We start from the raw sequence: 25,688 nt of genomic DNA on the forward strand, positions 1-25,688 counted from the left end.
CTCATCTTGTCCCGTACGGCAGGCCGTGGGAAGGCCCGAGGGCCGGGGTCTTCGGGAGCATCTCGACTCTCGAAAACCCCGGCCCCCTCCCCTGGATGGCCTTCGGCGGTTCCGGCGGCTCTTCGGTGGTTCAGGCGGCTCTCGTCGGCTCAGGCGGCGACGAGCAGTTTCGCGGTATCGGGTGGCTCCTCGATGTCGGCGCGGGTGGATCGCAGCGCGACCCAGCCGCTCCTGCCGTACAGCCGCTCCAGGCCGGGACTCACCGCGCCGACGGTCGCCTCGCGCCTGACGATCTCCACGATCACCAGGTGCGCCCACCTGCGGTGCCGGTGGATCCTGACCTCCCGCGCGAAGCAGGCCGCCTCGATCTCCCCCGCGAAGGCCTCGAAGTCCTCCGCGCAGATGCCTGCCCTGGTGAGCACCAGCGCCTTCTCGCCGGTGGCCGTGGGCGTGATCCACAGGATGAGCGGGATCCTTCCCGCGCGGGTGTGCATGGTCGTCTCCATGCAGACCCGCTGGAGGCGGTGCCTGGAGGCGACGCACCACGCGTGCGCGACCAGCCAGTTGCGGCCCACGCGGGTGGCAGCGGGCACCGAGATCGCGCTGGTGAGCGCGATGAACGGAACCCAGCGCCCGCCCCCGAGCGCGCCAGCCACGACCACGACGATCCCGGCGGCGAGCAACAGTTCGGTGCGCATCCGCCAGAGCCTGGTCAGCAGGCCGGGCCGGTCGACGGCCGGTAGGTCGGCGACGGACGGGTGGACCTGGTGCCGAGGATTGCGCGACATTTCACGACACCTCCTCTGGGACGAGCGAGGTGCCCGGCACCTTGAGCTGGTCGAACCTCGAGTCGCGGTACAGGCGGGAGCCGAAACCCGTGCGGCTGACGGTCCAGCCACGCCGGTGGGCGAACTCGTCGGGCTCCATGCAGATGTCCCTGTCGGCCCGCGCGATCCACCCTGCGACCAGTCCCCGGATCAGGGACTTGATTCGGCTGAGCCCCTTGGTACCTTGTGAGTACATAGAAGACCCCTTTCGCGGCGTTCTTGAGGTGGACTTCTTGGCCGGGCCGGGCGCTGACAGCTCGACCGTCACCCGGGTGGCAGCCCGTCGCAGTGACGATTCGGGATCAGCGTCGGTCCGGCTTCGTGCTGATTTCCTGTGTCGCCTTTATGTGGACGGCGCCGTTGCCGGAAGGGGCGGCCGTGCCGGCCGCGCTTGAATCGTCAGCGGAAGGCCCCCTCAGCGGATCGCCACTTCGCCTTCCTGGCCCGATCGTCCTCCCGTGACCTGGCCGCGGCAATAGCTTCGGCGGAAGAAAATTCAAATTTCTTCGCAATTCCCGCTGGGAGATGCGGCGCACGAGTATGTGCAACTTGCACGCAACACCCCGGCAGAGAAAGCTTTTCTCTTGCCCCCACGGTCCTCCCGTGGAAGCCTTGTGGCAAGTCTTCGTGCGAGTCCCCGTGCAACTTGCACGGTCTCCATCACATTTGTCGTTCCCGGTGAGGAGAGCGGACGGGTGCCAGCAGAGCAGAGCAGCCCGACGGTGCGCAGGCTCAAACTCGGCCAGGAGCTGCGGCAGCTGCGCGAGCGCAGGAACATGACGGGCGCCAGGGCGGCGAGCGGGCTGGGCTGGTCGCCGAGCAAGGTGAGCAGGATCGAGGCGGCCAAGACCAAACCGAGCGAGGCGGACATCAAGGCGATGGCGGAGCTCTACCAGGCCGACGACGAGAAGATCGTTGAACTCCTTGGCCTGTTGCGTGACGCGGATCAGCGCGGCTGGTGGGAAGATTACGAAGACGTCCTGCCCGAGGAGTACACAAGACTGCTCGGACTGGAAGCGGAGGCCATCGACCAGCGAGACTGGGAACCCCAGATCGTGCCGGGCCTCCTCCAAACCGAGGACTATGCCAGGGAAGTCATCCTGGCCACCCGCGGCATCGCGCGAATCACGCACAGCGGTGTTCGCAGCAGGGTCGAGGCCCGCCTCGACCGGCAGCAGCGCGTCCTGCACCGGCCCGATCCTCCCACGCTCTGCGTGATGCTGGACGAGTCGGTCTTGATGCGCCGTTTCGGGGAACCCTCGGTAATGCGGGAACAGATGGAGCATCTCCTGGAGGTCTCCCTGCTTCCGCAGGTAAGTGTCCGTGTCCTGACCCTTGAATCGACTCATCCGGTCAACACGGGAGCCTTTATCCATCTGCGGTTCGCGGCGTTCGACGACGTTGTATACCTGGAGTCGCTCTACGGTGCACGGTTCGTCGAAGACCTCGAGCTTGTGGCTGGATATGAAACCGCCTTCGACCACATCAGGTCCGAAGCGCTCGATGAGGACGAGTCACGCGTGCTCATCCAACGCAAGGCGATGATGTGGCGGCGTTGACGGCTATCCAGAGCAAATAGGGGCAATGGCGCCCCTTCGCCCATTTGGGGAGAAAATGCACATCGAGACAACCAGGGCAGACTGGCGCAAGAGCCGGTTCTGCAATGGCGCTGCGGCTTGCGTCGAGTTCGCCCAGCTGGCGGACGGCAACGTGGCCCTCAGGGACAGCAAGGACGAGGACGGGCCGGTGCTGGTCTTCACGCAGGACGAGTGGACCGCTTTCACCGCCGGAGTCCGCGACGGCGAGTTCGACCTCGTGGCCTTGGGCGCGTCCGCATAAAGAACGGCCCTGGCAGGTTGGTGGCACAACCCTCAGGGCCGTTCGGAAGACGCCTCGATCCGGCGTCCTCGATCTCTTGTCTGCTCGTCGCGAAGTCGAGCCTGAAGATCTTCATATCATCGCACGTTGATCATTCCGGTCAGGCACCCGGGTGTCGTTTCCGCCTACTCCCCAAAACCCCGGCGACGATGGCCGCGGCGAGCACCGCCGCTCCCCACCCCAGCGACCTGGTGTCGCGCGCGGGCGCCCCCTCTGCGTGGGACGTGGCAGGCCCCGAGGCGTCACGCACTTCCTCCCATGCAACATCGATGATCTGATGGAACTCCGCCCGCGGACCGCGTCGCGGCGAGGACACCGAGAACGACCAGCGTCACGAGAATGGGGGCCAGCGGCCGGACGCTTCGACGAAAGGCGGCGCGCATGCGTATACCGTGACACACGTGTCGTAAGCCGAAAAGGCTCACGCCCCGTGAAGGGTGGAATCGCTCAGGTCTGTGTCTGGGGGATCTTCGGGCGGATGAGGAAGACCGAGCTCAACCCGGCGAGTACGGCAAGCGCCGCCAAAGCGACCGCCGTCCCGAGCGACGCCTGCCCGGTGCCGCCCTGCATGAGCGAGATGAACAGCGTCCCGACCGTGGCCACGCCGATCACCTGACCCAGCTGCATGACCGTGAGCAGCGCGCCGCTGGCGTCGGCCGCGTAGGCGGCGTCGACCTGCTGGGTGGCCATGTTGGTCACCGCGATCTGCACGCCGAGGCCCGCGCCGATCAGCGCGCTGAGCACCGCGTACGGCAGGCCGCCCCCCGAGGCGGCGGCCAGGCCGAGGTAGGCGGGGGCCGCGACGACGTACCCGAAGGGCACGAGCGAGCGCTGCAGCCGTTGCGGCAGCTTGGGCCACGCCAGCCCGACGGCGGCGAAGGCCAGCGCGCACGGCACGAGCATCAGTCCCGACATCAGCGGCGTCAGGTGCAGTTCCCCCTGCAGGTGCAGGGCCGAGGTGAACAGGAAGGCGCCCCAGGTGGCGGGCCCGAACAGCAGCACCGCGAGGCCGGGCCGCATGCCGGGCGCGCGCAGCACCCTGGCGTCCACCAGCGGGCGGCCGCCACGGGCGGTCACCCAGCGCTCCACGCGGACGAAGAGCGCGAAGACCGCCAGGCCCGCCGCCATCGACACCCATCCCCACAGCGGCCAGCCGAGATCACGGCCGAGCACCAGCGGCACGATGACCAGCAACACCGCCGAGGACAGCGTGACGAGCCCGAGCGGGTCCAGCCCTGCCCTGCCGCCGCCGGCGTCGGCGGGGAGCACCCGTAGCCCCGCGACGAGCAGCACCGCCCCGATCGGCACGAGCACCAGGAACACGATCCGCCAGCCCGCGCCGAACCCGAGCAGGATCCCGCCGAGCGCCTGGCCGACGACGATGCCGCCGCTCACCACCGCCGACCAGAGCCCCAGCGCCCTGCCGCGCGCCTCTCCCTGGTAGCTGCGCTGGATCAGCGTCAGCACCTGCGGCATCATGAGCGCCGCTCCGGCGCCCTGCGCGAAGCGGAAGGCGATCAGCACGCCGGTCGACGGCGCGAGCCCGCAGCCGAGCGTGGTCACCGTGAACAGCGCCAGACCGGTCAGGAAGGTGTTGCGATAGCCGAACAGGTCGCCGACCCTGGCACCGGTGATCAACAGGACGGCATAGGTGATCGTGTAGCCGGCCACGATCATCTGCAGCCCCGCGCCCGAGGAGTGCAGGTCGGCCTCGATCGTCGGGGTGGCGACGTTGACGATGTTGACGTTCAGGACGGCGAGGAACTGCCCGAGCAGGACGATGGACAGGAGCATCCCGCTGCTCCTGGTCGTGGCCGAAGGTTGGGTCATCCTACTAAGGTGCTGTGCCGTGGGTACTAGTAAAAAGAGCCCCTTGATCCTGGTATCGGCGACACCAGGATGAGCAGGCGCCGCGACGACCTGGCCGCGTTCCTGCGTTCCCGCAGGGAGCGGGTGACCCCCGAGATGGCGGGCCTGCCGCCGGGCACCCGCCGGCGTACCCCCGGCCTGCGCAGGGAGGAGGTCGCCCAGCTCGCGGGCGTGGGCGTCACCTGGTACACGTGGCTGGAGCAGGGGCGGCCGATCAACGTCAGCCTGCAGGTCCTCGACGCCATCGCGCGCACCCTGATGCTCGACGCCGCCGAGCGCCGGCAGCTCTACCTCCTGGCGGGACACGCCGTCGCCGCGCCCGTGCGCGACTCCACCCGCGTCACCCCCGCCATGCAGGAGATCATCGACAGGCTCAGCCCGCTGCCCGCCTCGTTCAGCACCAGCCGCCACGATGTCCTTGCCTGGAACGCCGCCTACGCCGCGCTCTTCCCCGAGATCGTCGGCGCCCCCGCGGAGGAGCGCAACTCGCTGTGGCAGTGCTTCGCCGGCGTCGAGTGGCGGACGGCGATGGTCGACAGGGAGCTCGAACTGCCCAGCATCGTCGCCGTCTTCCGCGGCGCCTACACGCGACATGCCGACGACCCTCTGTGGCGCGACTTCGTGAAGCGGCTGTCGGCGGCCAGCCCCGAGTTCGCGGCGCTGTGGGCCACCCACGACGTGGCCGACCCCCGCTCGCGCGAGAAGACGTTCGACAACGACCTGGTGGGGCGGCTGCGGTTCACGAGCACGATGTTCAACTGCACGGGCGCCCCGGAGACCCGGATGATCGTTTACAATCCCGTCGACGAGGCCACACATTCGGCCGTGGTGTGGCTCACCGCGCACAGCGAGCGATCACATGGCATGCTCGGTGCCTGAATCCGGGAGGACAAATGAGACCGAGCCGCGCCGTGGCCGTCGCTGGAGTCGCGATCGCACTGGCCGCCTGTTCGGCGGCGAAGGGCGAACAGGTCACGGAGGCGGCCGAGCAGCCGACGATCTCGCCCAGCCTGCCGCAGGAGCCGGAACGCACGCCGTACACGATCTCCTTCGGGGGTGACGTGCACTTCGAGGGCGTGCTGAGGGGCAGGCTCAACAACCCGCGCACCGCCCTCGGGCCGATCGCCAAGGTGCTGAAGTCGTCCGACCTGGCGATGATCAACCTGGAGACGGCCATCACCACGGGCGGCACGCCCGCGCCGGGCAAGCAGTACACCTTCCGCGCGCCCGCCTCCGCCTTCACCGCGCTCAAGGCCGCGGGCGTGGACGTGGTCTCCATGGCCAACAACCACGGCATGGACTACATGGAGAGCGGTCTGGGAGACTCGCTCGCCGCGATCAAGAAGTCGAAGTTCCCCGTCGTCGGCATCGGCAGGAACGAGACCGAGGCCTACAAGCCCTACCGCGTCACGGTGAACGGCAACCGCGTGGCGATCATCGGCGCGACCCAGGTGCTCGACTCGGAGTTCATCCAGGCGTGGACCGCTGCGGGCGACAAGGGCGGGCTGGCCTCGGCGAAGAACGAGGACCGTCTCATCCGAGCGGTACGGCAGGCCCGCAAGAACGCCGACACGGTGATCGTGCACCTCCACTGGGGCACCGAGATGCAGAAGTGCCCCAACCCCGCCCAGCGCGCCCTGGCCCCGAGGCTCGTCAAGGCCGGCGCGGACGTCATCGTCGGCGGCCACGCGCACATCCTGCTCGGCAGCGGTTTCCTCGGCAACTCCTACGTCAACTACGGCCTGGGCAACTTCGTCTTCTACAACTGGGGCCTCGAGACCGGCAGGACCGGTGTCCTCACGCTCACCATCGACGGGCGTAAGGTGATCAAGGACAGGTGGACACCCGCCTCCATCCAGGGCGGCGTGCCGATCCCGTTGACCGCGGCCGCCAGGACCAAGGCCGTCTCCGACTGGAAGAGCCTGCGTTCGTGCACGGGCCTGGCCGGGAGTCCGGCCGACAGTTAGCCTTTTGGACTATGCGTCTAATAGATTCGGGCGAGGTGCGATTAGCCGTCTACGAGCAGGGCGACCCCACCAAGCCGACGATCCTGTTCCTGCACGGCTACCCCGACGACCACCGGGTGTGGGACCAGGTCGTCCACCGGCTGGAGGACGCCTTCCACATCGTCCGCTACGACGTGCGGGGCAGCGGCGCCTCGTCGGCGCCCCGCACGGTCGGCGGCTACCGGCTCGACCGGCTCGCCGCGGACATGGACGCCGTGCTCGACGCGGTCGGCAGGCCCCGGGTCCACCTCGTCGCCCACGACTGGGGCTCCATCCAGGGCTGGCACATCGTCGGCAGGAGCGACAGGTTCGCCTCCTTCACCTCGATCGGCGGCCCAGGGCTCGACCAGGCCGCCGCGTTCCTCCGCCAGGCGGGCCGTACCCGGGCGATCGGGCAGTTGCTGCGGTCGTGGTACATCGCCGGGTTCCAGCTTCCCGTGCTGCCCGAGCTGATCATGTTCGTGCTCGCGCCCGCGATGGGCGCGGACGCCGCCGACGCCCGCAACGGGCTCAACCTCTATCGCGCGAACATGTTCAGCCGCCTGCGCCGGCCCGCGGACCCGCGAGTGAACGTGCCCGTGCAGCTCATCGAGTGCACCCGCGACCCGTTCGTCTCCCCCTGGCTGCTCGCCTCGCTGCGGCGGTGGGCGCCGACGTTCAGGCGCGAGCGGATCATCGCCGGCCACTGGGCGCAGCGCACCAGGCCCGAAACGGTCGCCGAACTGGTCGCCGCGTTCGTCGACTCGGCCGCCGCGTCGTGACCCGCATTCCACGCGGTTCTACAATCGCGGTTTTCCCGGCGGCACCAGGCCCATTGGAGGCAAGATGAAGTCCGTGTCATCTCTGCCGGTAGACGAGGACGGCACCGAGCTCGCTCCGCTCCGCCGTCAGCCCACACAACGCCGTAGCGCCCGCAGGGTCGAGCGGATGCTCGACGCCTGCGCCCACCTGCTCGACGAGGTCGGCTACGAAGCCCTCTCGACGACCCGCATCGCCGAACGCGCAGGCGTCGCGATCGGGTCCGTCTACCAGTTCTTCCCCGACAAGCGGGCCATCACCCAGGAGCTCACCCGGCGCAACGTCGAGTTGTTCGTCACCAGGGTCGGCGCCCGCTTCCTCGACGAGGACTACCGGGGGTGGTGGGACGCCGTCGACGCCATCATCGACGAGTACGTCGACATGCACAGGACCGTTCCAGGCTTCAAGAGCCTCCACTTCGGCGACGTCGTCGATCTCAACCTGCTCGACTCCGACTCCGAGAACAACATGGTGATCGCGGGACGGCTGCGCGGGCTGCTCCTGCAGGAGTACGGCCTGGCCGACAGCGAGGAGCTCGACGTGGCCTTCCTGGTGGCCGTCGAGGCAGGCGACGCCGTGCTCAAGCTCGCCTTCCGCCGCGACCCCGACGGCGCGCCCGCCATCATCGAGGCCGCCAAGCAACTCGTCAGGTCGTTCCTGTCACGCAGGCTCAGTCCTCGCCGGCCACGCCAGGCGTGATCGGCTCGGACCGCTCCTGATGGGCGCGCCTGCCGCCCGCCGTCTCCGGCGCGAACGCCCGCGGTGCCGGATGCCTCGTCCTCAGGCGGGTGGCGGGAACGGGGGAACAGGGACGGGGGAGAGAGACCAGCTCGATCTTGGTCGCCAGCCGGGCCTGCATCATCGCCACTCTCCGCTCGGCCGCCTCCACGGCCTCCATCCGGGCGGAGAAATATCCGGCGGCGCCCGGGATGACGGTCGACAACACGGCTGCACAGGCGATCATGAAGGTGAATTGCTTGGCCATGCCCAGCCCCTTCCGCCCCTGATGACGTGTGCCATATATGCCCTTGGTCCTGTAGGGACACGCGGTATGTAGTGGGGTTTGCACGAATCGTTGCCGAAGCTGTGCGCAGGCGGTGATGTGCATTGTCCCGGCAAAACCCGGAACGTCTCGGTAGTCTCGCGGTGTGGCGCATGTGACCCGTGAGCACCTTGATCGAATGCTTGAGCAGGCCCTTCTGGCCGACGACCACAGTTGGCTGGCCGGGCAGCTCGGCGAGCTCGCCCTCACCTACTCCTCGGGCGACGTCTCCCGCGCGGCCATCTTCGCGCTGGCCGCCGACGAGTGGAAGCAGGCAGGGCAGCCGGCCCGTGCGCTCGAATGCTTCCAGCGGGCGGTCGAGGACGGCGGCGAGTCGGCGATCGATCCGCGGGCGGGCATCGCCGACACGCTGTTCGAGCTCGACCGGCCGGGCGAGGCGCGCGAGATCATCGAGGCGCTGCGGGCCGAGGGCGCGACCTCGCCCGCCACGGCGCACACCATCGCGGAGACGCTCGTGGCGTACGGGGATCTGCGGGGCGGGCTCGAGTGGGCGACCCAGGCGGCGCTCGCCTGCGCCGAGGACGACCCCGAGCATGTCGCTCTGCTCCGCACCCGCTACCGGATCAGGCTCGACCTGGGCCTGCCCGAGGACGAACTCGACGTCCTGGTCTCCTGACCGGCCTTTTCTCGTACGGCAAGCCCGGCTGCGCTTGCCGTACCCCACCTCAGGAACTCTTGGCCGTCGGAAACGGGAAGGGCCGTGCCCGGGAAAGGGGGCACGGCCCTGATCTATGTGGAACCGCGAACAGGGGGGCGCGCCCCCGTTCAGCGGGTGGAAGCGGTCTCTCAGTCCTGGGCGGGACCCGAGTCCGGTACCAACGCGTCCTGCGCCACCCTCGTCAGCTGGCTCAGCGGCACGTCCGCCACCGCGTCGGGCACGAGCTCCTCGACCTTGCGGACCACCGAGTCGACCGGCGACGACTGATCGATGTCCTGGCCGCTGTCGTCCTGCGCGTCAGACACCGCGGACTGCGGTGGCAGGACCGGCTCCACCGGGATGAGGTTGCTGGCGGGCTCCGGCAGCGAAGACAGCCCCGGTAGGTCCGGCGAGGTGGACACGTCCGTCACCTCCGGCAGGCCCGCCCTCTGGGGCAGCCCCTCGGGGAGGGAAGGATGTCCGGCCCCCGCCGCGACGCCTGCCATGTCGGAGACGCTGAGAACCCCGGTCGTGCGGGACATGCCCGGCAGCCCCGCCTTCTTGGCGAGCTGCTCGACCGTCATCGCCGTCTCGGAGCCCTTGGGGGCGGCCATCGAGGTCTGCGTGGCCTGGGTCCTCACATCCGCCGTCTTGTCGCAGAACGACGCCAACGTCGCCCCGTCGTTGACGGCGATCCGCCGCCCGCACTCCTCCGCGGAAGCTGGCCCCGCGGCCCAGATCATGCCGGTCGCCAGGACGGCCACCGCAAGGACGCTCCGAATACCCCGTGATGCGTTCGACATTCACGTTCCTCTGATCGTGTTCGGTGATCCGACGAGGGAGAAGGTAGTGACGACGACGCGGCCGGTGGTGCGGCTTGGGGCAACGGTGGTGAAGCCCTTAATGATCGGCTCGCGTAACGCCGGCGGGCGGCGAGCGCGATTACGTATAGCTTCGGCAAAGAGCGAACGGGGGATTCCGCAGTGTCGCCGGTCATCCTCACGCATGCCGTGACCGCCCCCTGCCGGATGGGTGACCTCGTGGCGGCGGTGCTGCGTGACCTCGAGGACCTCGCCGTGCGCCGCTTCCCCCAGTGGTTACCGGGGGCCGAGGACGTTTCCGGCCCGGGCGGCGCGGGCGCCAGGGCCGTGCGTGTGCTGGCCGTACGGCTGGCGGCGGGGGACAGGCACTTCGGGCCGTTCCTCGCCGACCTGGCGGAGGCGGCGCTGCGCGGCCGTCCCTGTACGGCACGCGTGTCCGCGGAGGTACGCGCGGCGGGCCTCGGCCGGGTCCTCGGAACGGGTTCGACGATCGCGGTCGAGTCGCCCGGCGGGTTGACCCGGGGCGAGGCGGAGGCGGTGGTCGCGGCCTGCGCGTGGCTCGAACGCTGGACGGGGCTCCGCGTCCTGCACACCACGCCCCACCGACCGGTGAACCAGGCCCCGCCGGTGGGCGCACCCGCGCCGGTGAACCGGGCCACGCCGGAGGGCATGCCGGGGCGTGGGCCGGTGATGCCGCCTCTGCCGGACGACGTGCCGGAGCCGGACGAGCCAAACCCAGCCGATCTGACCCCGGCCGATCTAATCCCGGGCGAGGCGGCCAGGGCCGGGGGGCCGTGGGAGCCCAGGAGAGGGCGGCCGCATCACGCCAGCCCTGCTGAGCAGCGCCTGGAACGAGTGCTCAGGTGGTGCGGCTGGGCCGCCGACCGGGAGTGGAACCAGGTCTACGGCTCCGACCCGCTCAGCAACCCCGTCAGGCTCGACCTCCTCTGGCGGGAGGCGCGGCTGATCGTCGAGATCGACGACGACAGCCACCTGAGGCGGGACACGTTCGAGTCGGACCGGTGGCGCGACGTGCGCCTGGCGCGGGACGGCTACGTGGTGCTGCGCTTCACCAGTCGCGCCGTGCTGACGGACGCGCAGACAGTCGCCCGCGAGATCGCGGCGTTCGTTGACGAAAGGGTTGGACATGGCACTGTCGGTTCCGCAGGTCTCGGTGATGATCGTCCTCATGGCCGAGGCTGATGAGGTGACCAACCCGGAGCTGAAGGAGCGCTACAACATCAAGCTCGACGGCGAGGAGCGCCGTCAGCTCAACGACCTCAAGCTGGTCGAGAGCCGCAAACGCGGTAGGGCGTACGCGCACGTGCTGACCGATGACGGGTGGGCGCGGCTGGCCGAGGAGATCAGCGCGGGCGTGAAGGTCACCTCCGGCTCGAACGGCGCCGCGCTCAGGGCGCTGCTGGCCGGGCTGGTGCGCTTCCTGTCCCGCACGGACCAGCGCTTCGGCGACGTCTTCCAGCCGACGCGCACCGAGCCCGATGGTGGCATCGCCCACGACCTCGACCCCGCCGATGACCGTGACTCCGACGCCCGGCCCGACGCCGCCCGGCCCGATGCCGCCCGGAGTGTCGCCGACGGAGCTGTCGCCGATCGTGTCGTCGAAAGGCAGGAGGTGGAGGCGCGGGTGCGGGCCGCCTACACCGAGCTGGCCCGTGAGCCGGGCGACTGGGTGAGTCTGGCCGACGTCCGGGTACGGCTGGCCGACGTGCCCAGGGATGTGATGGACGAGGCGCTGCGCCACCTGAACAGGCAGCCCGACGTCGTCATGGTCCCCGAGAACAACCAGAAGGCACTCAGGCCCGAGGATCGCACGGCCGCGCTGGCCGTCGGCGACCAGGACAAGCACTACCTGTCGATCGGCGCGCGATGACGGCGGAGTGGGAGGCGCTCGCCGCGCTGAGACTGAACGCCGTCCACGCTCCTGACGACGTGTGGCGGCCCTCGCCGTACCACGTGGAGAGCCTGCACCGGGTGGCCGCGCACGACCTGCGCCGAGGGGTGGCGGAGGCGAAGGAGAGCCTGGACGCCAGCCCGATCGGCGTGGTGATCCAGGGGCAGCGGGGCACCGGCAAGACCCACCTGCTCGGCTGGGCTCGCGAACACGCGCAGCGGGAGGGCGGCTACTTCTTCCTGGTCGGCCTGCTCGACGCGCGCAGCTTCTGGGACAGCATCGTGATCGCCATGCTCGACAGCCTCTGGCGGCCCGTGGACGACGGCCAGTCGCAGCTGCGGCTGCTGCTGAACCGGCTGGCGCAGCTCGCCGACGTTCCCAGGATGGTACGGCGGGCCGTCGACGGCAGGGGCCGCCTGGACAGGGGAGCGCTCGACCTGTTCGTGGAGGCGCTGCGCCGTAAGGGCGGCACCGTGCTCAGGGACGCGCACGACACGGCGAGGGCGCTGGTGCTGCTGGCCTCCGACGACCTGGCGGCGCAGGACGTGGGCCAGGCCTACCTGACGTCCGTCCCCGACGAGGGGCTGGGCAAGTTGTGGGGGCTGACCAGGGGTCACCGTTCGCCACAGGAGGTGGTGCGGGACCTGTCGCGGCTGCTGGCGTTGACGGGTCCTTCGGTGATCGCCGTGGACCAGGTCGACACGCTGGTCGCCCAGTCCGGCTCCCGCCTGGTCGACGAGGGGCAGGGCGTCGCCATCGAACAGGTGGCCGGAGGGCTGATGGCCCTGCGTGACGTCACCAGGCGCACGCTGACCGTGCTGTCGTGCCTGCCGACCACCTGGATGCTGATCCGCGAGCAGGCGACCGACACTGTGCGTGACAGGTTCAGGGAACCCGCGTTGCTCAGGGTGCTGAAGGACGCGCCGACCGCGAGGGCCATCGTCGAGCGGCGTTTCGTGGCGGGGTTCGAGCGGGCGGGGTTCGTCCCGCCGTACCCGACCTGGCCGGTCAAGGAGAGCGCCTTCGACAGCGCGGTCGGGCTGACGCCGCGCCAGATCCTCGTCAAGATCGACAGGCATGTGCAGGCGTGCCTCGCGGAGGGCGAGGTTCGCGAGCTCGACCGCCTGGACGAGCCCGGAGACGGCGGCGACGCGGCCGCCGGCCCGCCGTCCGGCGCGGGCCCCTCGGGGCTGGCGGCGCTCGACGCCCACTTCGCCCTGCTGAGGGAGCGCGCCGAGGTGGAGACCGCGCTCGACCCCGCGACCGAGGACGCCGTCATGCCAGGGCTGCTGTCGGCCGGGCTGACCGCCTGGATATCGGGCAGGGGCGGCCAGGCCCACCGGTACGCCCAGGACCCGCCGCCGAGCAGGAAGCCGCCGCTGCACGCCCGGCTGCGCCTGACACTCGACGAGGCGACGGAGGACGAGGTGCACTGGTGCTTCAGGGGGATCGCCAGCACCAGTCCCGTCGCGGCCCTGCACCGGCTGAGGGCGGCGTGCGTCACGTCGGGCCTGCGGGCGGGAGTGCCGCGCAGGCAGCTGTTCGTGCTGCGGAACGCGCACTGGTCGGGCGGGCCGAAGACGAAGGAGACGCTGGCGTCGTTCGAGGCGGCGGGCGGCCGGGTGCTCCAGGTGGACGAGGCGGACCTGCGGACGCTCTGGGCGCTGCGGACGCTGCTCGACGAGGAGCCGCCGCACCTGCAGGAGTGGCTGACGGCCCGCCGCCCGGCCGACGACGTGAAGCTCCTGGTCGAGGCCCTGCGCCAACCAACCGGAGAACCACCCCGACCGGCCCCACCGGCCGCTCCGCCTGCCGCCGAACCGCCCCGGTCGGGCCTGCCCGCAGCCGAGCCGTCGCGACCGGGGGCGGCTGGTGACCCCGAGGTGACGCGCCCGATCGCCACAGCACCGCCCGCGGCGACGCCGACCCCGCCATCCACAGCGCCCCCTGTCACGGCCCCGCGCGACGCCGACCTGACGAGCTCGCCCCCGGCCGTCACCGGCCTCGCCGCCGCACCCGCCGACCGCGTCCCCTCGTCGGACGCCGCCGCCTCCGAGCGTGTACCGGCGGACGCCGCAGTCTCCGACGGCATCCCATCTCCGAATGTCGCGGCTTCCGAGCGTGTCCCCTCAGCGGACGCCGCGGTCTCCGACGGCGTGCCGTCCCGGAACGTCGCGGTCTCCGAAGGCGTGCCGTACCCGAGTGTCGCGGTCTCCGACCGCTGCCCCTCCACGGACGGCGACGGGACGCTGGTCGTCGGCAGGCGGGCGGACGGCGCGGGCCCGCCCGCCCGCATCGAACTGGCCGCCCTCAGAAAGCACACGGTCATCTTCGCGGGCTCAGGCTCGGGCAAGACCGTGCTGATCCGCAGGCTCATCGAGGAGTGCGCGCTACAGGGCGTCTCCGCCATCGTGCTGGATCCGAACAACGACCTCTCCCGCCTCGGTACGGCCTGGCCGTCGCCCCCGACCGGCTGGGAGGACGGAGACCGGCGCAGGGCCGCCGCCTACCTGGCCGGCACCGACGTCGTCGTCTGGACCCCCGGCATGCGGGCCGGCCGCCCGCTGACCTTCCAGCCGCTTCCCGACCTGGGCGCTCTCGTCGGCGATCCCGACGAGTTCCGCCTGGCGATCGACGCCGCCGTGGCCGCCCTCGCGCCCAAGGCCAGGATCGACGGGCCGACGGCCAAGGCGCATCGCTCTCAGGCCGTGCTGAGGAAGGCCATGGCCCACCACGCGAAAACCGGGTCACACGGGCTGAGGGGGCTGATCGCGCTGCTGTCGGAGCTGCCGGACGGCGTCAGCGATCTGGACGGCGCGGCGAAACTGGCCGCGGAGGTGGCGCAGAACCTGCGGGCGGCGATCATCAACGACCCGCTGTTCGGCGGTGAGGGCACCCCGGTCGACCCGGGCGTGCTGCTGACCCCCGAGCGGGGACGGCGGGCACGCGTGTCGGTGATCAACCTGGCCGGGCTGCAGGAGGACAGCCAGCGGCAGAGCTTCGTCAACCGGCTGCAGCTCGGACTGTTCGCGTGGTTCAGGCGGCATCCCGCCCACGACCGGCCGCTGGGCGGGCTGCTGGTCATGGACGAGGCGCAGACGTTCGCGCCGCAGGGCAAGGCGACACCCGCCACGGGCAGCACGCTGATGCTCGCCGCCCAGGCCCGCAAGTACGGCCTCGGCCTCGTCTTCGCCACCCAGGCGCCGAAGGGCCTGCACAACCACATTCCCGGCAACGCGGCCACGCAGTTCTTCGGCTTCCTGAACGCGCCGATCCAGCGGGACGCGGCACAGGAGATGGCCAGGGCGAAGGGCGGGGTGGCGGCGGAGATCGGGCGGCTGCGGGCGGGCCAGTTCTACGTGGCCGCGGAGGGGGCGGGCTTCCACCAGATCAGGGTGCCGATGTGCCTCAGCCACCACCCGGCCGCGCCGCCGACCTCCGAGGAGGTCCTGACCCTGGCTCGCCCTTGATCTGGTTCATCAGCCGCCATACGCCGGTGCTGGGATTCACCGCCGGATCGTCGCCGAGTCTCTGCGCTCTGTGGTTGGCTTGATCGACTCCGCTCGCATAATCCGCAAAGCGGAGAACTGCTTTGTCGTATGCCGGCAGGTGCTTCCTGAGTAGCCTGACCACGTCGATCTCGTCGAACTCGTCCGGATTCTGCGCGGCCAGCGAATGAGCGTACTTGACCACTTCCAGCGGCGACTTTGGTTTGGTCTTGATCGCAACTGATATTGCCGGATTGCGGTGCGCGACCTTGAGACCGTCGAGATACTGCTTCTCGGTTTCGAGAGAGCCGCAGACCACGAGCAGGCGGCTGGTGAGGCGCCGCTTCTGCTGCGGTTGCCGTCGTGTGCTGCCCTCACGCCTACTCATTGACGGCACGTTGCTTGACGGTGTCCTCCAGTTGCCGGCGGTCCAGTATCGGTACGGCACGCACGGATCCACCCAGATACCGCCGCTCCCAGTCGAGGCGGTCGCGTGGATTGAAGTCGGTCAGCGGATAGAGGGTGGTCGATCCGCCGAGGTCCTTCTCGGTGAACCAGATCTCGTCCCTGGCCAGGATCTCCTCGCCCTGGTGGCGCCGCAGCAGCGACACGTCATGCGTGGTGAAGATGAGTTGAGCGCCACCGGTGTTGGTTTCCGGGTTGGTGAACAACCGAATGAACTCGCGAGCGAGCAAAGGATGCAAACTGGCGTCGAGTTCGTCGATGAGAAGGAGATGCCCTCCGTCGAGCGCTCTCAACGCGGACCCCAGGTGGTGAAACCAGGCTTGTGTCCCCCTGGACTCATCACTGAGGGGGAGTTCGGTGTCTTTCGATCCCGTGCGGTGTCCGAAGTACGCGGTCAGCATGCCGCCCTGCCGTCTCTCGGTTCGGACGGAGGAGATCCCGAGATCGGCGAATGTGAGCAGGCGGATGACGCTGTCGCGGCGAGCCTCGTCCTTCAGCAGTGCTGCTGTGGGATGGTCTTCGTCGAACTCGTCCAGTTCGAGAAGGAACGGCACGTCGACATGTTCAACGCGCCGGTCGAACCAGGTGAAGATATCGCGGGCCTGTTCGAGACCCAGGTAGCCAGAAATGGTGAGCAGCAGGGCGCTAGGTCTGGTGAGATCCTCGATGGCGCTACGGTGCCCACGGAAGGAATCGCCGAATCTGATGCCGGTCGATTCTCGTTCGAAGAGGACCCGGCGTCGTCCTTTGGGGTAGACGTACAGCCACTCCTCGCGCACGTGCTTGTCGTCGATCGCGAAGCCGTACACGTGGCGAATTCCGTTGATCAGGACGTCGACCCCGAATCGCGACTCCTGATCTCCGGCTCCCTGTTCGAGCCGGAAGGGGGTACGCCCCGTGTGATCGTCGCTCGACCACACGGAGCGCCGAACCATCCGTCGCATGAAGGAAAGCGCGTTGAGCAGATTTGTCTTGCCCGACGCGTTGGCACCGTAGATGGCGGCAAGGGGGACGGCTGGGCGAGATCTGTCGTAGGCGGGCAGGAGCAGCAGCTCCTGCTCGTCCCGAATCGACCTGTGGTTGGCCACCCGGAAACTCAACAACACGACAACCTCCACCGATTTCAACGCGCTTCCCGCAAGCAGATTGCGAGAAGCGCGCTTGAATCGTCATGCTACGCCGTGTAGCAGCTCCTGTCAGGCGCGAGCGATCGTCAGCTCGTCATCACCCAGGTCGACCACCACCGTGTCGCCGTCGATCACCTCGCCCGACAGCACCGCCTTCGCGAGCTTGTCCCCGATCGCCGACTGCACCAGCCGCCGCAGCGGCCGCGCGCCGTACATCGGGTCGTAGCCGGTGATCGCCAGCCAGTCGCGCGCCGCGGGCGTGACGTCGAGCGTCAGCCGCCGGTCGGCCAGCCGCTGCCCGAGGCGGTCCACCTGCAGGTCGACGATCTTCGTCAGCTCCTCCGAGCCGAGCGCATCGAACAGGATGACGTCGTCGAGCCGGTTGAGGAACTCGGGCTTGAACGACGTCCGCACCGCTCCCATCACCGCGTCGCGCTTGGCGCCGTTCTCCAGCTTCGGATCGACGAGGTACTGCGAGCCGATGTTGGAGGTCAGGATGAGGATCGTGTTGCGGAAGTCGACCGTACGGCCGTGCCCGTCGGTCAGCCGCCCGTCGTCGAGCACCTGCAGCAGGATGTCGAACACCTCGGGGTGGGCCTTCTCGACCTCGTCCAGCAGCACGACGGTGTAAGGGCGGCGCCGCACGGCCTCGGTGAGCTGGCCGCCCTCCTCGTAGCCGACGTAACCGGGAGGCGCGCCGACCAGGCGGGCGACGCTGTGCTTCTCGGAGTATTCGGACATGTCGATGCGGGTCATCGCCCGCTCGTCGTCGAACAGGAACTCCGCCAGCGCCTTGGCCAGCTCGGTCTTGCCGACGCCGGTCGGGCCGAGGAACAGGAACGACCCTGTCGGCCTGTCGGGGTCGGCGATGCCCGCGCGGCTGCGCCGTACCGCGTCGGAGACGGCCTGGACGGCCTCGCGCTGGCCGATGAGCCGCGTGCCGAGCTCCTCCTCCATCCGCAGCAGCTTGGCGGTCTCAGCTTCGAGGAGGCGTCCGGCGGGGATGCCGGTCCACGAGGAGATGACCTCGGCGATGTCGTCCGAGCCGACCTCCTCCTTGACCATCTGCTGGTCGGGGGTCTCCTGGGTGGCGGTCGACAGCTCCTTCTCCAGGCGCGGCACCTCGTCGTACAGCAGCCTGGACGCCTCGGCGTAGTTGCCGTCGCGCTGGAACCGCTCGGCGGCGCCACGCACCTCGTCGAGCTGCTTCTTCAGGTCGCCGACCCGGTTGAGCCCCGCCTTCTCCTTCTGCCACCTGGCCACGAGCGCGTTGAGCTCCTCCTGCCGGTCGGCGAGCTCGGCGCGCAGCCGTTCGAGGCGCTGGACGGAGGCCTCGTCGGTCTCCTTGGCCAGGGCCAGCTCCTCCATCTTCATCCTGTCGACGTTGCGCTGGAGCTGGTCGATCTCGACAGGACGCGAGTCGATCTCCATGCGCAGCCGCGAGGCGGCCTCGTCGACCAGGTCGATGGCCTTGTCGGGCAGGAAGCGGTTGGTGATGTAGCGGTCGGACAGCGCGGCGGCGGCCACGAGGGCGCTGTCGGCGATCTGCACCTGATGGTGGGCCTCGTAGCGGCCCTTCAGCCCGCGCAGGATCGCGATCGTGTCTTCAACGGACGGCTCGCCGACGAACACCTGCTGGAAGCGCCGCTCCAGCGCGGCGTCCTTCTCGATCCGCTCGCGGTACTCGTCGAGGGTCGTCGCGCCGATCATGCGCAGCTCGCCGCGCGCCAGCATCGGCTTCAGCATGTTGCCCGCGTCCATGGCGCCCTCGGCCGCGCCCGCGCCGACCACGGTGTGCAGCTCGTCGATGAAGGTGACGATCTGCCCGTTGCTCTCCTTGATCTCGGTGAGCACGGCCTTGAGCCGCTCCTCGAACTCGCCGCGGTACTTCGCGCCCGCGACCATCGCGCCGAGGTCGAGCGAGATCAGCTTCTTGTTGCGCAGCGACTCGGGCACGTCACCGGCGACGATCCGCTGGGCCAGCCCCTCGACGACGGCGGTCTTGCCGACGCCGGGCTCGCCGATCAGCACCGGGTTGTTCTTGGTACGGCGCGACAGCACCTGCACCACCCGCCTGATCTCGGAGTCGCGCCCGATGACCGGGTCGAGCTTGCCGCTCCTGGCCCGCTCGGTCAGGTCGACGCCGAACTTCTCCAGCGCCTGGTAGGTGTCCTCGGGAGTCTCGCTGGTGACCCTGGCGTGCCCGCGCACCTTCTCGAACGCGTCGAGCAGCGCCTGCGGCGTGGCCCCGGTGTTCTTCAGGAGGGTGGCCATCTCGCCGCCGTCGGTCGCGAGGCCGACCAGCAGGTGCTCGGTCGAGACGTACTCGTCCTCCAGCCGCTTGGCCCGCTGCGCCGCGGTGTTGATCACCGTGAGCAGCTGCCGCGAGCTGGAGGGCGCGCTCACCGTGGCGCCCTGCGCCTTCGGCAGGCCCGCCAGCGCGGTCTCCACCTTCGCGCGCAACGTCTTCCAGTCGACGCCGACCGCTTCGAGCAGGGGTACGGCGGTGCCGCCCGTCTGGGAGAGCAGGGCGGAGAGCAGGTGCGCGGGTGCGATCTCGGGATTTCCCTCGGCGGCGGCCCGCCGCATGGCGACCGACAGCGCTTCCTGGCTCTTCTGAGTGAGCTTGTAGTCCATATGTTCAGGCCCCCGGTGGCAGCTCGTATCGGATCAGAGCTCTGACCATGGACATCTCGGCCCTGAGGCGGTGAACCTCCTCACGCAGCCTGAGCGCCTCGTTCTCCAGCTCAAGGATCCGCTTGATGCCGGCGAGGTTGATGCCTTCCTCCTGGGACAGGCGCTGCACCTCGCGCAGCTGGATGATGTCGCGCATCGAGTAGAGGCGGCCGCGCCCCGCCGTACGCCCGGGGCAGACCAGCCCCAGGCGGTCGTACTGTCTGAGGGTCTGCGGGTGCAGACCGGACAGCTGCGCGGCCACCGAGATGACATAGACGGGTGTCTCGTCCGACAGGTTGAAGTAGTTGGCGTCCATCGGCCTACTCGCTCCTGGCACGTTGGATGAGGTCGGCCCTCGGGTCGTCGCTCGCGGTGGCCGTGCGGAACTCGTTCAGCAGTTCGCGCGACTTGTCGTCGAGCTCCTGCGGCACGAGCACCTCGACCGTGGCGAGCAGGTCGCCCTTGGTGCCGTCCTTACGGGTGGCCCCCCTGCCGCGAACCCTGAAGGTGCGGCCGTTGGGCGTACCCGCCGGAATGCGCAGAGTGACAGGCAGGCCCTTGAGGACGGGCACCTTGATCTCCGCGCCGAGCGCCGCCTCGGTGAAGGTGACGGGAACGGTGATGGTCAGGTTGTCGCCCGACCGCCCGAACACCGCGTGCGGCTTGACGTGGGTCTGGATGTAGAGGTCGCCCGCAGGCCCGCCGTTCTCGCCCGGCGCGCCCTTGCCCTTGAGCTTGACCCGCTGTCCGTCGGCCACCCCCGCGGGGATGCGCGCCTGGATGGTGCGGGTGCTCTTGGCCCTGCCGCTGCCGTCGCACACGGGGCACGGGTCGTCGACGAGGAGACCACGCCCCTTGCAGTCACGGCAGGGCTCGGAGAAGGCGAAGTTGCCCAGGTTACGGCTGGCCGCACCGGTGCCCTCGCAGGTCGGGCAGACCCGCGGGGTGGTGCCGGCCTTGGCCCCCGTGCCGCTACAGGGCTTGCACGCCGACGACGTGGTCAGCCTGAGCGAGACCGTGTGGCCCTCCACCGCCTCGGTGAAGGTGAGCGTGACCTCGGACTCGATGTCCTGGCCGCGGCGCGGCCTGGACGTCGTGCCCGAGGTGCGGGTGCCGGAGCCGCCCCTGTTGAACAGCCCCCCGAACAGGTCGCCGATGCGCTCGCTCGTGCTTCCGCTCTGCTGTCCCGTGCCGCCGAACAGGTCGCCGAAGTCGAACGGGAAACCACCACCACCACCGCCGCCGGGCCGCGGCCCGCCCACGCCGGACCCGAACAGCGTGCGCGCCTCGTCGTACTCCTTACGGCGCTTGCCGTCGGACAGCACGTCGTTGGCTTCGGAGATCTCCTTGAACCTGGCCTCCTTGGCGGCGTCACCCTGGTTGGCGTCGGGGTGGTACTGCCTGGCCAGCTTCCTGTAGGCCTTCTTGATCTCGTCGGCGGTGGCGGTCTTGGGCACACCAAGGACGGCGTAGTAATCCTTCTCCAGGTAGTCCTTGGTGCTCATCTATGGCGTCCTTTCGGGGGTTTCTTAGTCTTCGTCGGACGCGGCCGGGGCGTCCTCGGGCTCGGCGACCGCGACCCTGGCGGGGCGCAGCACCCGGTCACCGATGCGGTAACCGAGCTGCAGAACCTCGATGGCGGTCGGCTCGGTCACCTCCGAGGAGTAGCTGTGCATCAGCGCCTCGTGGACGGTCGGGTCGAAGGGCTCGCCCTTCTGCCCGAACGGGGTCAGCCCCAGCTTGGTGACGACCGCCTCCAGCGACTCGGCGACCTTGGCGAAACCGCCGGTCAGCTCGCCGTGGTCGCGGGCCCTGCCGATGTCGTCGAGGACCGGCAGCAGCTCCGAGAGCGCACCCCCGACGGCCTGCTCGCGGACCGCGACCCGGTCGCGCTCGACCCGCCTGCGGTAGTTGGTGTACTCCGCCTGCAGCCGCTGCAGGTCCGCGGTGCGCTCGGCCAGCAGGCCGGCGTCACCACCGGCCACGGGCTCGGCGCCCGCCGGAGGAGCGGCCTGGACCTGCTCCTCCATGGCGGACCTCGCCTGACCGGTCTCGGGGTCGATCTTGCGGTTGTCGCGGATCACCGGCTCTGACTCGGGCCCGTTATCGCGCGGGTCAGACATCGTCACTGGTCCTTCTTGGGCTGGTCTTCGTCCACGATCTCGGCCTCGACGACGTCGTCCTCGTCGCCGTCGGCCTTGGCCTGGGCGCCCTCACCCTCGGGGGTGGTGCCGCCCGCCTGCTGCTGGCCCTGGGCGTAGATCGCCGAACCCATCTTCTGGCTGACCGTGGCGAGCTTCTCCGCCGAGGTGCGGATCACGTCGGTGTCGGTGCCCTCGAGAGCCTTCTTCAGCTCGGCGAGCGCGTCGTTCACCTCGGTCTTGATCTCGCCGGGGACCTTGTCGTCGTTGTCGCGGAGGAACTTCTCCGTCTGGTAGGCCAGGCCGTCGGCGTTGTTGCGGACCTCGGCCTCCTCGCGACGCTGCTTGTCCTCTTCGGCGTAGGACTCGGCCTCGCGCATCATGCGCTCGATGTCGTCCTTCGGCAGCGCGGAGCCGCCGGTGATCGTCATCGTCTGTTCCTTGCCGGTGCCGAGGTCCTTGGCGGAGACGTTGACGATGCCGTTGGCGTCGATGTCGAAGGTGACCTCGATCTGCGGGATGCCGCGCGGCGCCGGGGCGATGCCGGTCAGCTCGAAGGTGGCCAGCTTCTTGTTGTAGGAAGCGATCTCGCGCTCGCCCTGGTAGACCTGGATCTGCACCGACGGCTGGTTGTCCTCGGCCGTGGTGAAGACCTCCGAGCGCTTGGTCGGGATCGTCGTGTTGCGCTCGATGATCTTCGTGAAGATGCCGCCCTTGGTCTCGATGCCGAGGGACAGCGGGGTCACGTCGAGCAGCAGGACGTCCTTGACCTCACCCTTGAGCACACCCGCCTGGAGCGCGGCGCCGATGGCGACGACCTCGTCGGGGTTGACGCCCTTGTTGGGCTCCTTGCCGCCGGTGAGCTCCTTGACCAGCTCGGACACGGCGGGCATCCGGGTCGACCCACCGACGAGCACCACGTGGGCGATGTCGGCGACCTTGATGCCGGCGTCCTTGATGACCTGGTGGAACGGGCCCTTGGTCCGCTCGAGCAGGTCGGCGGTCAGGCGCTGGAACTCCGAGCGGGTCAGCTTCTCGTCGAGGTGCAGCGGACCCTCGGAGGAGGCCGTGATGTAGGGCAGGTTGATGTTGGTCTCTGCCTGGCTGGACAGCTCGATCTTGGCCTTCTCCGCGGCCTCGCGCAGCCGCTGGAGGGCCATCTTGTCCTTGGCCAGGTCGACGCCGTGCGCGTTCTGGAAGCGCTTGACGAGCTCGTCGACGACGCGCTGGTCCCAGTCGTCGCCGCCGAGGTGGTTGTCACCCGAGGTGGCCTTCACCTCGACGAAGCCGTGGCCGTCCTCCTGACCGACGTCGAGCAGGGACACGTCGAAGGTGCCACCGCCGAGGTCGAAGACCAGGATGGTCTGGTCCTTGTCCTTGTCGAGGCCGTAGGCGAGGGCCGCCGCGGTCGGCTCGTTGATGATGCGGAGCACGTTGAGGCCCGCGATCGTGCCGGCCTCCTTGGTGGCCTGGCGCTGGGAGTCGTTGAAGTAGGCCGGGACGGTGATCACAGCGTCGGTGATCTTCTCGCCCAGGTAGGCCTCGGCGTCCTGCTTGAGCTTCTGCAGAACGAAGGCGCTGATCTGCTGCGGGGAGAACTTCTTGCCGTCGATCTCCTGGGACCAGTTGGTGCCCATCTCGCGCTTGACCGAGCGAATCGTCCGGTCCACATTGGTGACGGCCTGTCGCTTGGCCACCTCACCGACGAGGACCTCGCCGTTCTTCGCGAAGGCGACCACGGACGGCGTGGTCCGAGAGCCCTGCGCGTTGGCGATGACGGTGGGCTCACCGCCCTCGAGGATCGAGACGACGGAGTTGGTCGTCCCCAGGTCGATACCTACCGCACGTGCCATGAGTACGTCCTTGTAGTCAAAGTTGAGCTTCTTGGGCTCAACCTACGAACCGTCGGGTGGTTTGTCAAACGAGTTGAGCCTACTCGACTCAACCTGGATACGCGTGGAAGCATTCCCGGCTTCCGGGAAAAAACGGGTGACTCACGATCCCGAACGAGACGCGGTGCCATGACAGTTCCGTTGCGTGAATCTCAGTGATCCTCACACCGAGACTCTTCCTGCTTCATCGACCGCTGCCAACTCCGAAGAGTGAGGTCTTACGTGGTCTCCACGAGGCGTTTTCCTCTCCGGGGAACTTCCCGGCGAGGGTTCCGATGTCAAGCAGCCCGGTCGGCGAGCATCGCGGTGAGGAGGTTTCCCGCCGCGTTCTCTTCCCGGTCATGCCGTATGCCGCAGCCGGGACACACCCAGCTCCGGTCAGCCAGGGCGAGTCCCCGGTTGATCCGGCCGCAGTCCCCGCACGTCTTCGACGAGGGGAACCAGCGGTCGGCCTTCCACACGGTCGAGCCGTACCAGTCGGCCTTGTAGCCGAGCTGGCGGACGAACTCGCCGAACCCGGCGTCGGAGATGGCGCGGGCGAGCCTGCGGTTCTTGACCATCCCTCGCACGTTGAGGGTTTCCACAGCGATGGCGGACTTGGTTCTCGTCAGCCTGGTGGTGGTCTTGTGCAAGAAGTCCCTGCGCCGGTCGGCGACCCGAAGGTGCAGCTGTCCGACACGCTTGCGGGCCTTGGCTCGGTTCTTGGAGCCTTCGGCGGTCCGTGCGAGCTTGCGGTTGGCCCGCTTCAAGGCGCGCTGCGCGGCCTTGAGCGGCTTCGGCGCCTCGATCTCCTCGATGGTTCCGTCGCTGTTCTTGATGACAGCGAATGTCTTCAGGCCCAGGTCGATCCCGCATTCCGGGGCGTCGGCGTCGGCTTGGTGGCGCTTGTTGATCTCGTCCCGGTCCACTTCGACCTGGAAGGAGATCCACCAGCGTCCGGCCTGTTCCCGGATGGTAGCGCCGAGTATGCGCGCCTGGCCGGTCGCCAGGCGGTCAACCAGCCAGGACATGTCCTCCCGGGTCGCAACGTCCCCGATCGCGGGCAGCCGGACGGTGCGGGCGTCGAGTGGCTTGGCCCGGTCGGCGTCGTAGCGGAAGCGGGAGCCGTGCTTACGCTTGCGCCACCTTGGGAAGCCCATGCGCGGACCTTTGCGCTCGCCCTTCTTCGAGGCGAGGTAGTTGGCGAACCCTGCCGCCCGCACCCGGCAGGCTTCCTTGGGGACACGGGAGGACATTTTGTTCTCGCCGAACCACGGGAACTGCTCCGGATGGGCGGCGCGCCATTCCTTCTCCAGCGCCGGGGCCGACCACGGCACGGGGGTCAGGTCGTCGCCGGTGATGCCGTAGGACTCCTCGGCCTTACGCTGCGCCCATTTCTTGCGCACGATCTCCAGACAGAAGTTCTCCACCACCCGCGACAACCCACAGTGACGACCCATCAGCACTACCTGCTCGTCGGTGGGGGCGAGCTCGAACCGGACGCCCTGTTTGTGACTGGTCACGCGGCGTCCTGCGCGGCCTGAAGCGCGGCGCGTGCCCTGCGTCCGGCTGAGCGGCGGCCATACAGGCGGGCGCAGAACGAGGTGAGGACCTCGGTCATATCCCGCGCGAGGTCGTCGTCGAGTTCGACGTCTCCGATCACCACGATGCGCCGCCCGGCCGCCTCCAACGCGACCGTCAGATGCTCCGTCCGAACCGGGTGAGCCGGCATCTTGCCATCCCGCACCCATTGCCAGGCGGTTTGGAAGTGCACACCGTTCCACCGAGCCCGCCTCGAAAGCTTCACGCACTGATCATCTGAGAAAGCCTGGCGAACGCTGGTGATTTTGCTACCAGCTAACAAGCCCACGCGACCGCGCAGGACGCGGCCACCGACAACGCACCTAGACCGACTTCGCCCATACTGCCCGCCTCTCCTCTCGACCAGGCGGCGTGGCGCGTGGCGGCGTCTCCGGAAAAGGTGCGGGCCAGCCGCTGCGCGTGCTCGCCGAGCTTCCCGGCGCCAAGGTGTACGGCGAGAGCGCGGAGTGGACCGACTCGCGGCCCCGGGTACTCCAGGGCTGCGAGAAGACGACGTCGAGATCGTGA

Annotated in this window: 24 protein-coding genes and 1 pseudogene; 11 read left to right on the forward strand and 14 right to left on the reverse strand. The window is 69.1% G+C overall.

Annotation, left to right across the window (positions count from 1 at the left end; translation table 11 throughout):
* Window positions 1-149: 149 nt before the first annotated feature.
* A complete protein-coding gene (locus ACFXJ8_RS20635; RefSeq protein WP_379645526.1) occupies window positions 150-788 on the reverse strand; it encodes a hypothetical protein in 639 nt (212 codons plus the stop codon).
* A gap of 1 nt (window position 789) precedes the next feature.
* Window positions 790-1,023 (reverse strand): hypothetical protein, encoded by a 234-nt coding sequence (locus tag ACFXJ8_RS20640; protein ID WP_379645527.1) that lies wholly within the window; start codon window positions 1,021-1,023, stop codon window positions 790-792.
* 526 nt (window positions 1,024-1,549) lie between these two features.
* Between ACFXJ8_RS20640 and ACFXJ8_RS20645 the strand changes: the two genes are divergently transcribed.
* A complete protein-coding gene (locus tag ACFXJ8_RS20645) occupies window positions 1,550-2,386 on the forward strand; it encodes a helix-turn-helix domain-containing protein (protein WP_379645528.1) in 837 nt (278 codons plus the stop codon).
* Window positions 2,387-2,441: 55 nt separating this feature from the next.
* A complete protein-coding gene (locus ACFXJ8_RS20650) occupies window positions 2,442-2,666 on the forward strand; it encodes a DUF397 domain-containing protein (RefSeq protein ID WP_379645529.1) in 225 nt (74 codons plus the stop codon).
* 486 nt (window positions 2,667-3,152) lie between these two features.
* Here the strand turns inward: ACFXJ8_RS20650 and ACFXJ8_RS20655 are convergent, their stop codons facing one another.
* Window positions 3,153-4,535 carry an MFS transporter gene (locus ACFXJ8_RS20655; protein WP_379645530.1) on the reverse strand — a complete coding sequence of 461 codons (1,383 nt, stop codon included), beginning with the start codon at window positions 4,533-4,535 and terminating at the stop codon, window positions 3,153-3,155.
* A 69-nt stretch (window positions 4,536-4,604) separates the two neighbouring features.
* On the opposite strand from ACFXJ8_RS20655, the gene ACFXJ8_RS20660 reads away from it, so the two are divergent.
* The 4 genes from ACFXJ8_RS20660 (at window position 4,605) to ACFXJ8_RS20675 (ending at window position 8,077) form a co-directional block, all read left to right on the forward strand.
* A complete protein-coding gene (locus tag ACFXJ8_RS20660; protein ID WP_379645531.1) occupies window positions 4,605-5,453 on the forward strand; it encodes a helix-turn-helix transcriptional regulator in 849 nt (282 codons plus the stop codon).
* A gap of 14 nt (window positions 5,454-5,467) precedes the next feature.
* Window positions 5,468-6,541 carry a CapA family protein gene (locus ACFXJ8_RS20665; RefSeq protein WP_379645532.1) on the forward strand — a complete coding sequence of 358 codons (1,074 nt, stop codon included), beginning with the start codon at window positions 5,468-5,470 and terminating at the stop codon, window positions 6,539-6,541.
* Between the two features lie 11 nt (window positions 6,542-6,552).
* A complete protein-coding gene (locus tag ACFXJ8_RS20670) occupies window positions 6,553-7,341 on the forward strand; it encodes an alpha/beta fold hydrolase (protein ID WP_379645533.1) in 789 nt (262 codons plus the stop codon).
* Between the two features lie 64 nt (window positions 7,342-7,405).
* Window positions 7,406-8,077: a TetR family transcriptional regulator gene (locus tag ACFXJ8_RS20675; protein ID WP_379645534.1), complete on the forward strand. Its 672-nt coding sequence runs from the start codon at window positions 7,406-7,408 to the stop codon at window positions 8,075-8,077.
* Here the strand turns inward: ACFXJ8_RS20675 and ACFXJ8_RS20680 are convergent.
* Window positions 8,049-8,363, reverse strand: coding sequence for a hypothetical protein (locus ACFXJ8_RS20680; RefSeq protein WP_379645535.1), 315 nt, complete (start codon window positions 8,361-8,363; stop codon window positions 8,049-8,051). The genes ACFXJ8_RS20675 and ACFXJ8_RS20680 overlap by 29 nt on opposite strands.
* A 196-nt stretch (window positions 8,364-8,559) precedes the next feature.
* Here ACFXJ8_RS20680 and ACFXJ8_RS20685 point away from each other — a divergent pair, with 196 nt between their 5' ends.
* A complete protein-coding gene (locus ACFXJ8_RS20685) occupies window positions 8,560-9,057 on the forward strand; it encodes a tetratricopeptide repeat protein (RefSeq protein WP_379645536.1) in 498 nt (165 codons plus the stop codon).
* 170 nt (window positions 9,058-9,227) lie between these two features.
* Here ACFXJ8_RS20685 and ACFXJ8_RS20690 read toward each other — a convergent pair whose 3' ends face one another.
* Window positions 9,228-9,842: a hypothetical protein gene (locus tag ACFXJ8_RS20690; protein WP_379645537.1), complete on the reverse strand. Its 615-nt coding sequence runs from the start codon at window positions 9,840-9,842 to the stop codon at window positions 9,228-9,230.
* A 219-nt stretch (window positions 9,843-10,061) separates the two neighbouring features.
* On the opposite strand from ACFXJ8_RS20690, the gene ACFXJ8_RS20695 reads away from it, so the two are divergent.
* From ACFXJ8_RS20695 to ACFXJ8_RS20705, 3 genes are read left to right on the forward strand one after another with little or no spacing between them, the layout of a single operon-like run.
* Window positions 10,062-11,102, forward strand: a complete 1,041-nt coding sequence (locus ACFXJ8_RS20695; protein ID WP_379645538.1) for an endonuclease domain-containing protein — start codon at window positions 10,062-10,064, stop codon at window positions 11,100-11,102.
* A complete protein-coding gene (locus tag ACFXJ8_RS20700; RefSeq protein ID WP_379645539.1) occupies window positions 11,047-11,790 on the forward strand; it encodes a hypothetical protein in 744 nt (247 codons plus the stop codon). Before ACFXJ8_RS20695 ends, ACFXJ8_RS20700 begins: the two co-directional genes overlap by 56 nt.
* The gene (locus ACFXJ8_RS20705) at window positions 11,787-15,281 is read left to right on the forward strand and encodes a helicase HerA domain-containing protein (protein WP_379645540.1); all 3,495 of its coding nucleotides are present in this window, start codon (window positions 11,787-11,789) and stop codon (window positions 15,279-15,281) included. Before ACFXJ8_RS20700 ends, ACFXJ8_RS20705 begins: the two co-directional genes overlap by 4 nt.
* Here the strand turns inward: ACFXJ8_RS20705 and ACFXJ8_RS20710 are convergent.
* The 9 genes and pseudogenes from ACFXJ8_RS20710 to ACFXJ8_RS20750 form a co-directional block, all read right to left on the reverse strand.
* A complete protein-coding gene (locus tag ACFXJ8_RS20710) occupies window positions 15,220-15,687 on the reverse strand; it encodes an RloB family protein (RefSeq protein ID WP_379645541.1) in 468 nt (155 codons plus the stop codon). The genes ACFXJ8_RS20705 and ACFXJ8_RS20710 overlap by 62 nt on opposite strands.
* Entirely contained in the window at window positions 15,680-16,870 is a 1,191-nt protein-coding gene (locus ACFXJ8_RS20715) for an ATP/GTP-binding protein (RefSeq protein ID WP_379645542.1), read from the reverse strand. Before ACFXJ8_RS20715 ends, ACFXJ8_RS20710 begins: the two co-directional genes overlap by 8 nt.
* 90 nt (window positions 16,871-16,960) lie before the next feature.
* A complete protein-coding gene (gene clpB, locus ACFXJ8_RS20720; protein WP_379645543.1) occupies window positions 16,961-19,528 on the reverse strand; it encodes an ATP-dependent chaperone ClpB in 2,568 nt (855 codons plus the stop codon).
* A 4-nt stretch (window positions 19,529-19,532) separates the two neighbouring features.
* The gene (locus tag ACFXJ8_RS20725; protein ID WP_192779185.1) at window positions 19,533-19,883 is read right to left on the reverse strand and encodes a heat shock protein transcriptional repressor HspR; all 351 of its coding nucleotides are present in this window, start codon (window positions 19,881-19,883) and stop codon (window positions 19,533-19,535) included.
* A 4-nt stretch (window positions 19,884-19,887) separates the two neighbouring features.
* Window positions 19,888-21,072 carry a molecular chaperone DnaJ gene (gene dnaJ, locus ACFXJ8_RS20730; RefSeq protein WP_379645544.1) on the reverse strand — a complete coding sequence of 395 codons (1,185 nt, stop codon included), beginning with the start codon at window positions 21,070-21,072 and terminating at the stop codon, window positions 19,888-19,890.
* 24 nt (window positions 21,073-21,096) lie between these two features.
* Entirely contained in the window at window positions 21,097-21,690 is a 594-nt protein-coding gene (gene grpE / locus ACFXJ8_RS20735; protein WP_379645545.1) for a nucleotide exchange factor GrpE, read from the reverse strand.
* Window positions 21,691-21,692: 2 nt separating this feature from the next.
* Window positions 21,693-23,561, reverse strand: coding sequence for a molecular chaperone DnaK (gene dnaK, locus ACFXJ8_RS20740; protein ID WP_379645546.1), 1,869 nt, complete (start codon window positions 23,559-23,561; stop codon window positions 21,693-21,695).
* A gap of 317 nt (window positions 23,562-23,878) precedes the next feature.
* Window positions 23,879-25,102: an RNA-guided endonuclease InsQ/TnpB family protein gene (locus tag ACFXJ8_RS20745; RefSeq protein WP_379645547.1), complete on the reverse strand. Its 1,224-nt coding sequence runs from the start codon at window positions 25,100-25,102 to the stop codon at window positions 23,879-23,881.
* Window positions 25,099-25,272: pseudogene (locus tag ACFXJ8_RS20750) on the reverse strand (IS607 family transposase); the annotation flags it as partial. The gene ACFXJ8_RS20745 and the pseudogene ACFXJ8_RS20750, both read right to left, overlap by 4 nt.
* A gap of 260 nt (window positions 25,273-25,532) precedes the next feature.
* Between ACFXJ8_RS20750 and ACFXJ8_RS20755 the strand changes: the two are divergent.
* Window positions 25,533-25,688 (forward strand): hypothetical protein, encoded by a 156-nt coding sequence (locus ACFXJ8_RS20755; RefSeq protein WP_379645548.1) that lies wholly within the window; start codon window positions 25,533-25,535, stop codon window positions 25,686-25,688.

The organism is Nonomuraea sp. NPDC059194 (assembly GCF_042754765.1).
In the GTDB taxonomy this organism is placed as follows: domain Bacteria; phylum Actinomycetota; class Actinomycetes; order Streptosporangiales; family Streptosporangiaceae; genus Nonomuraea.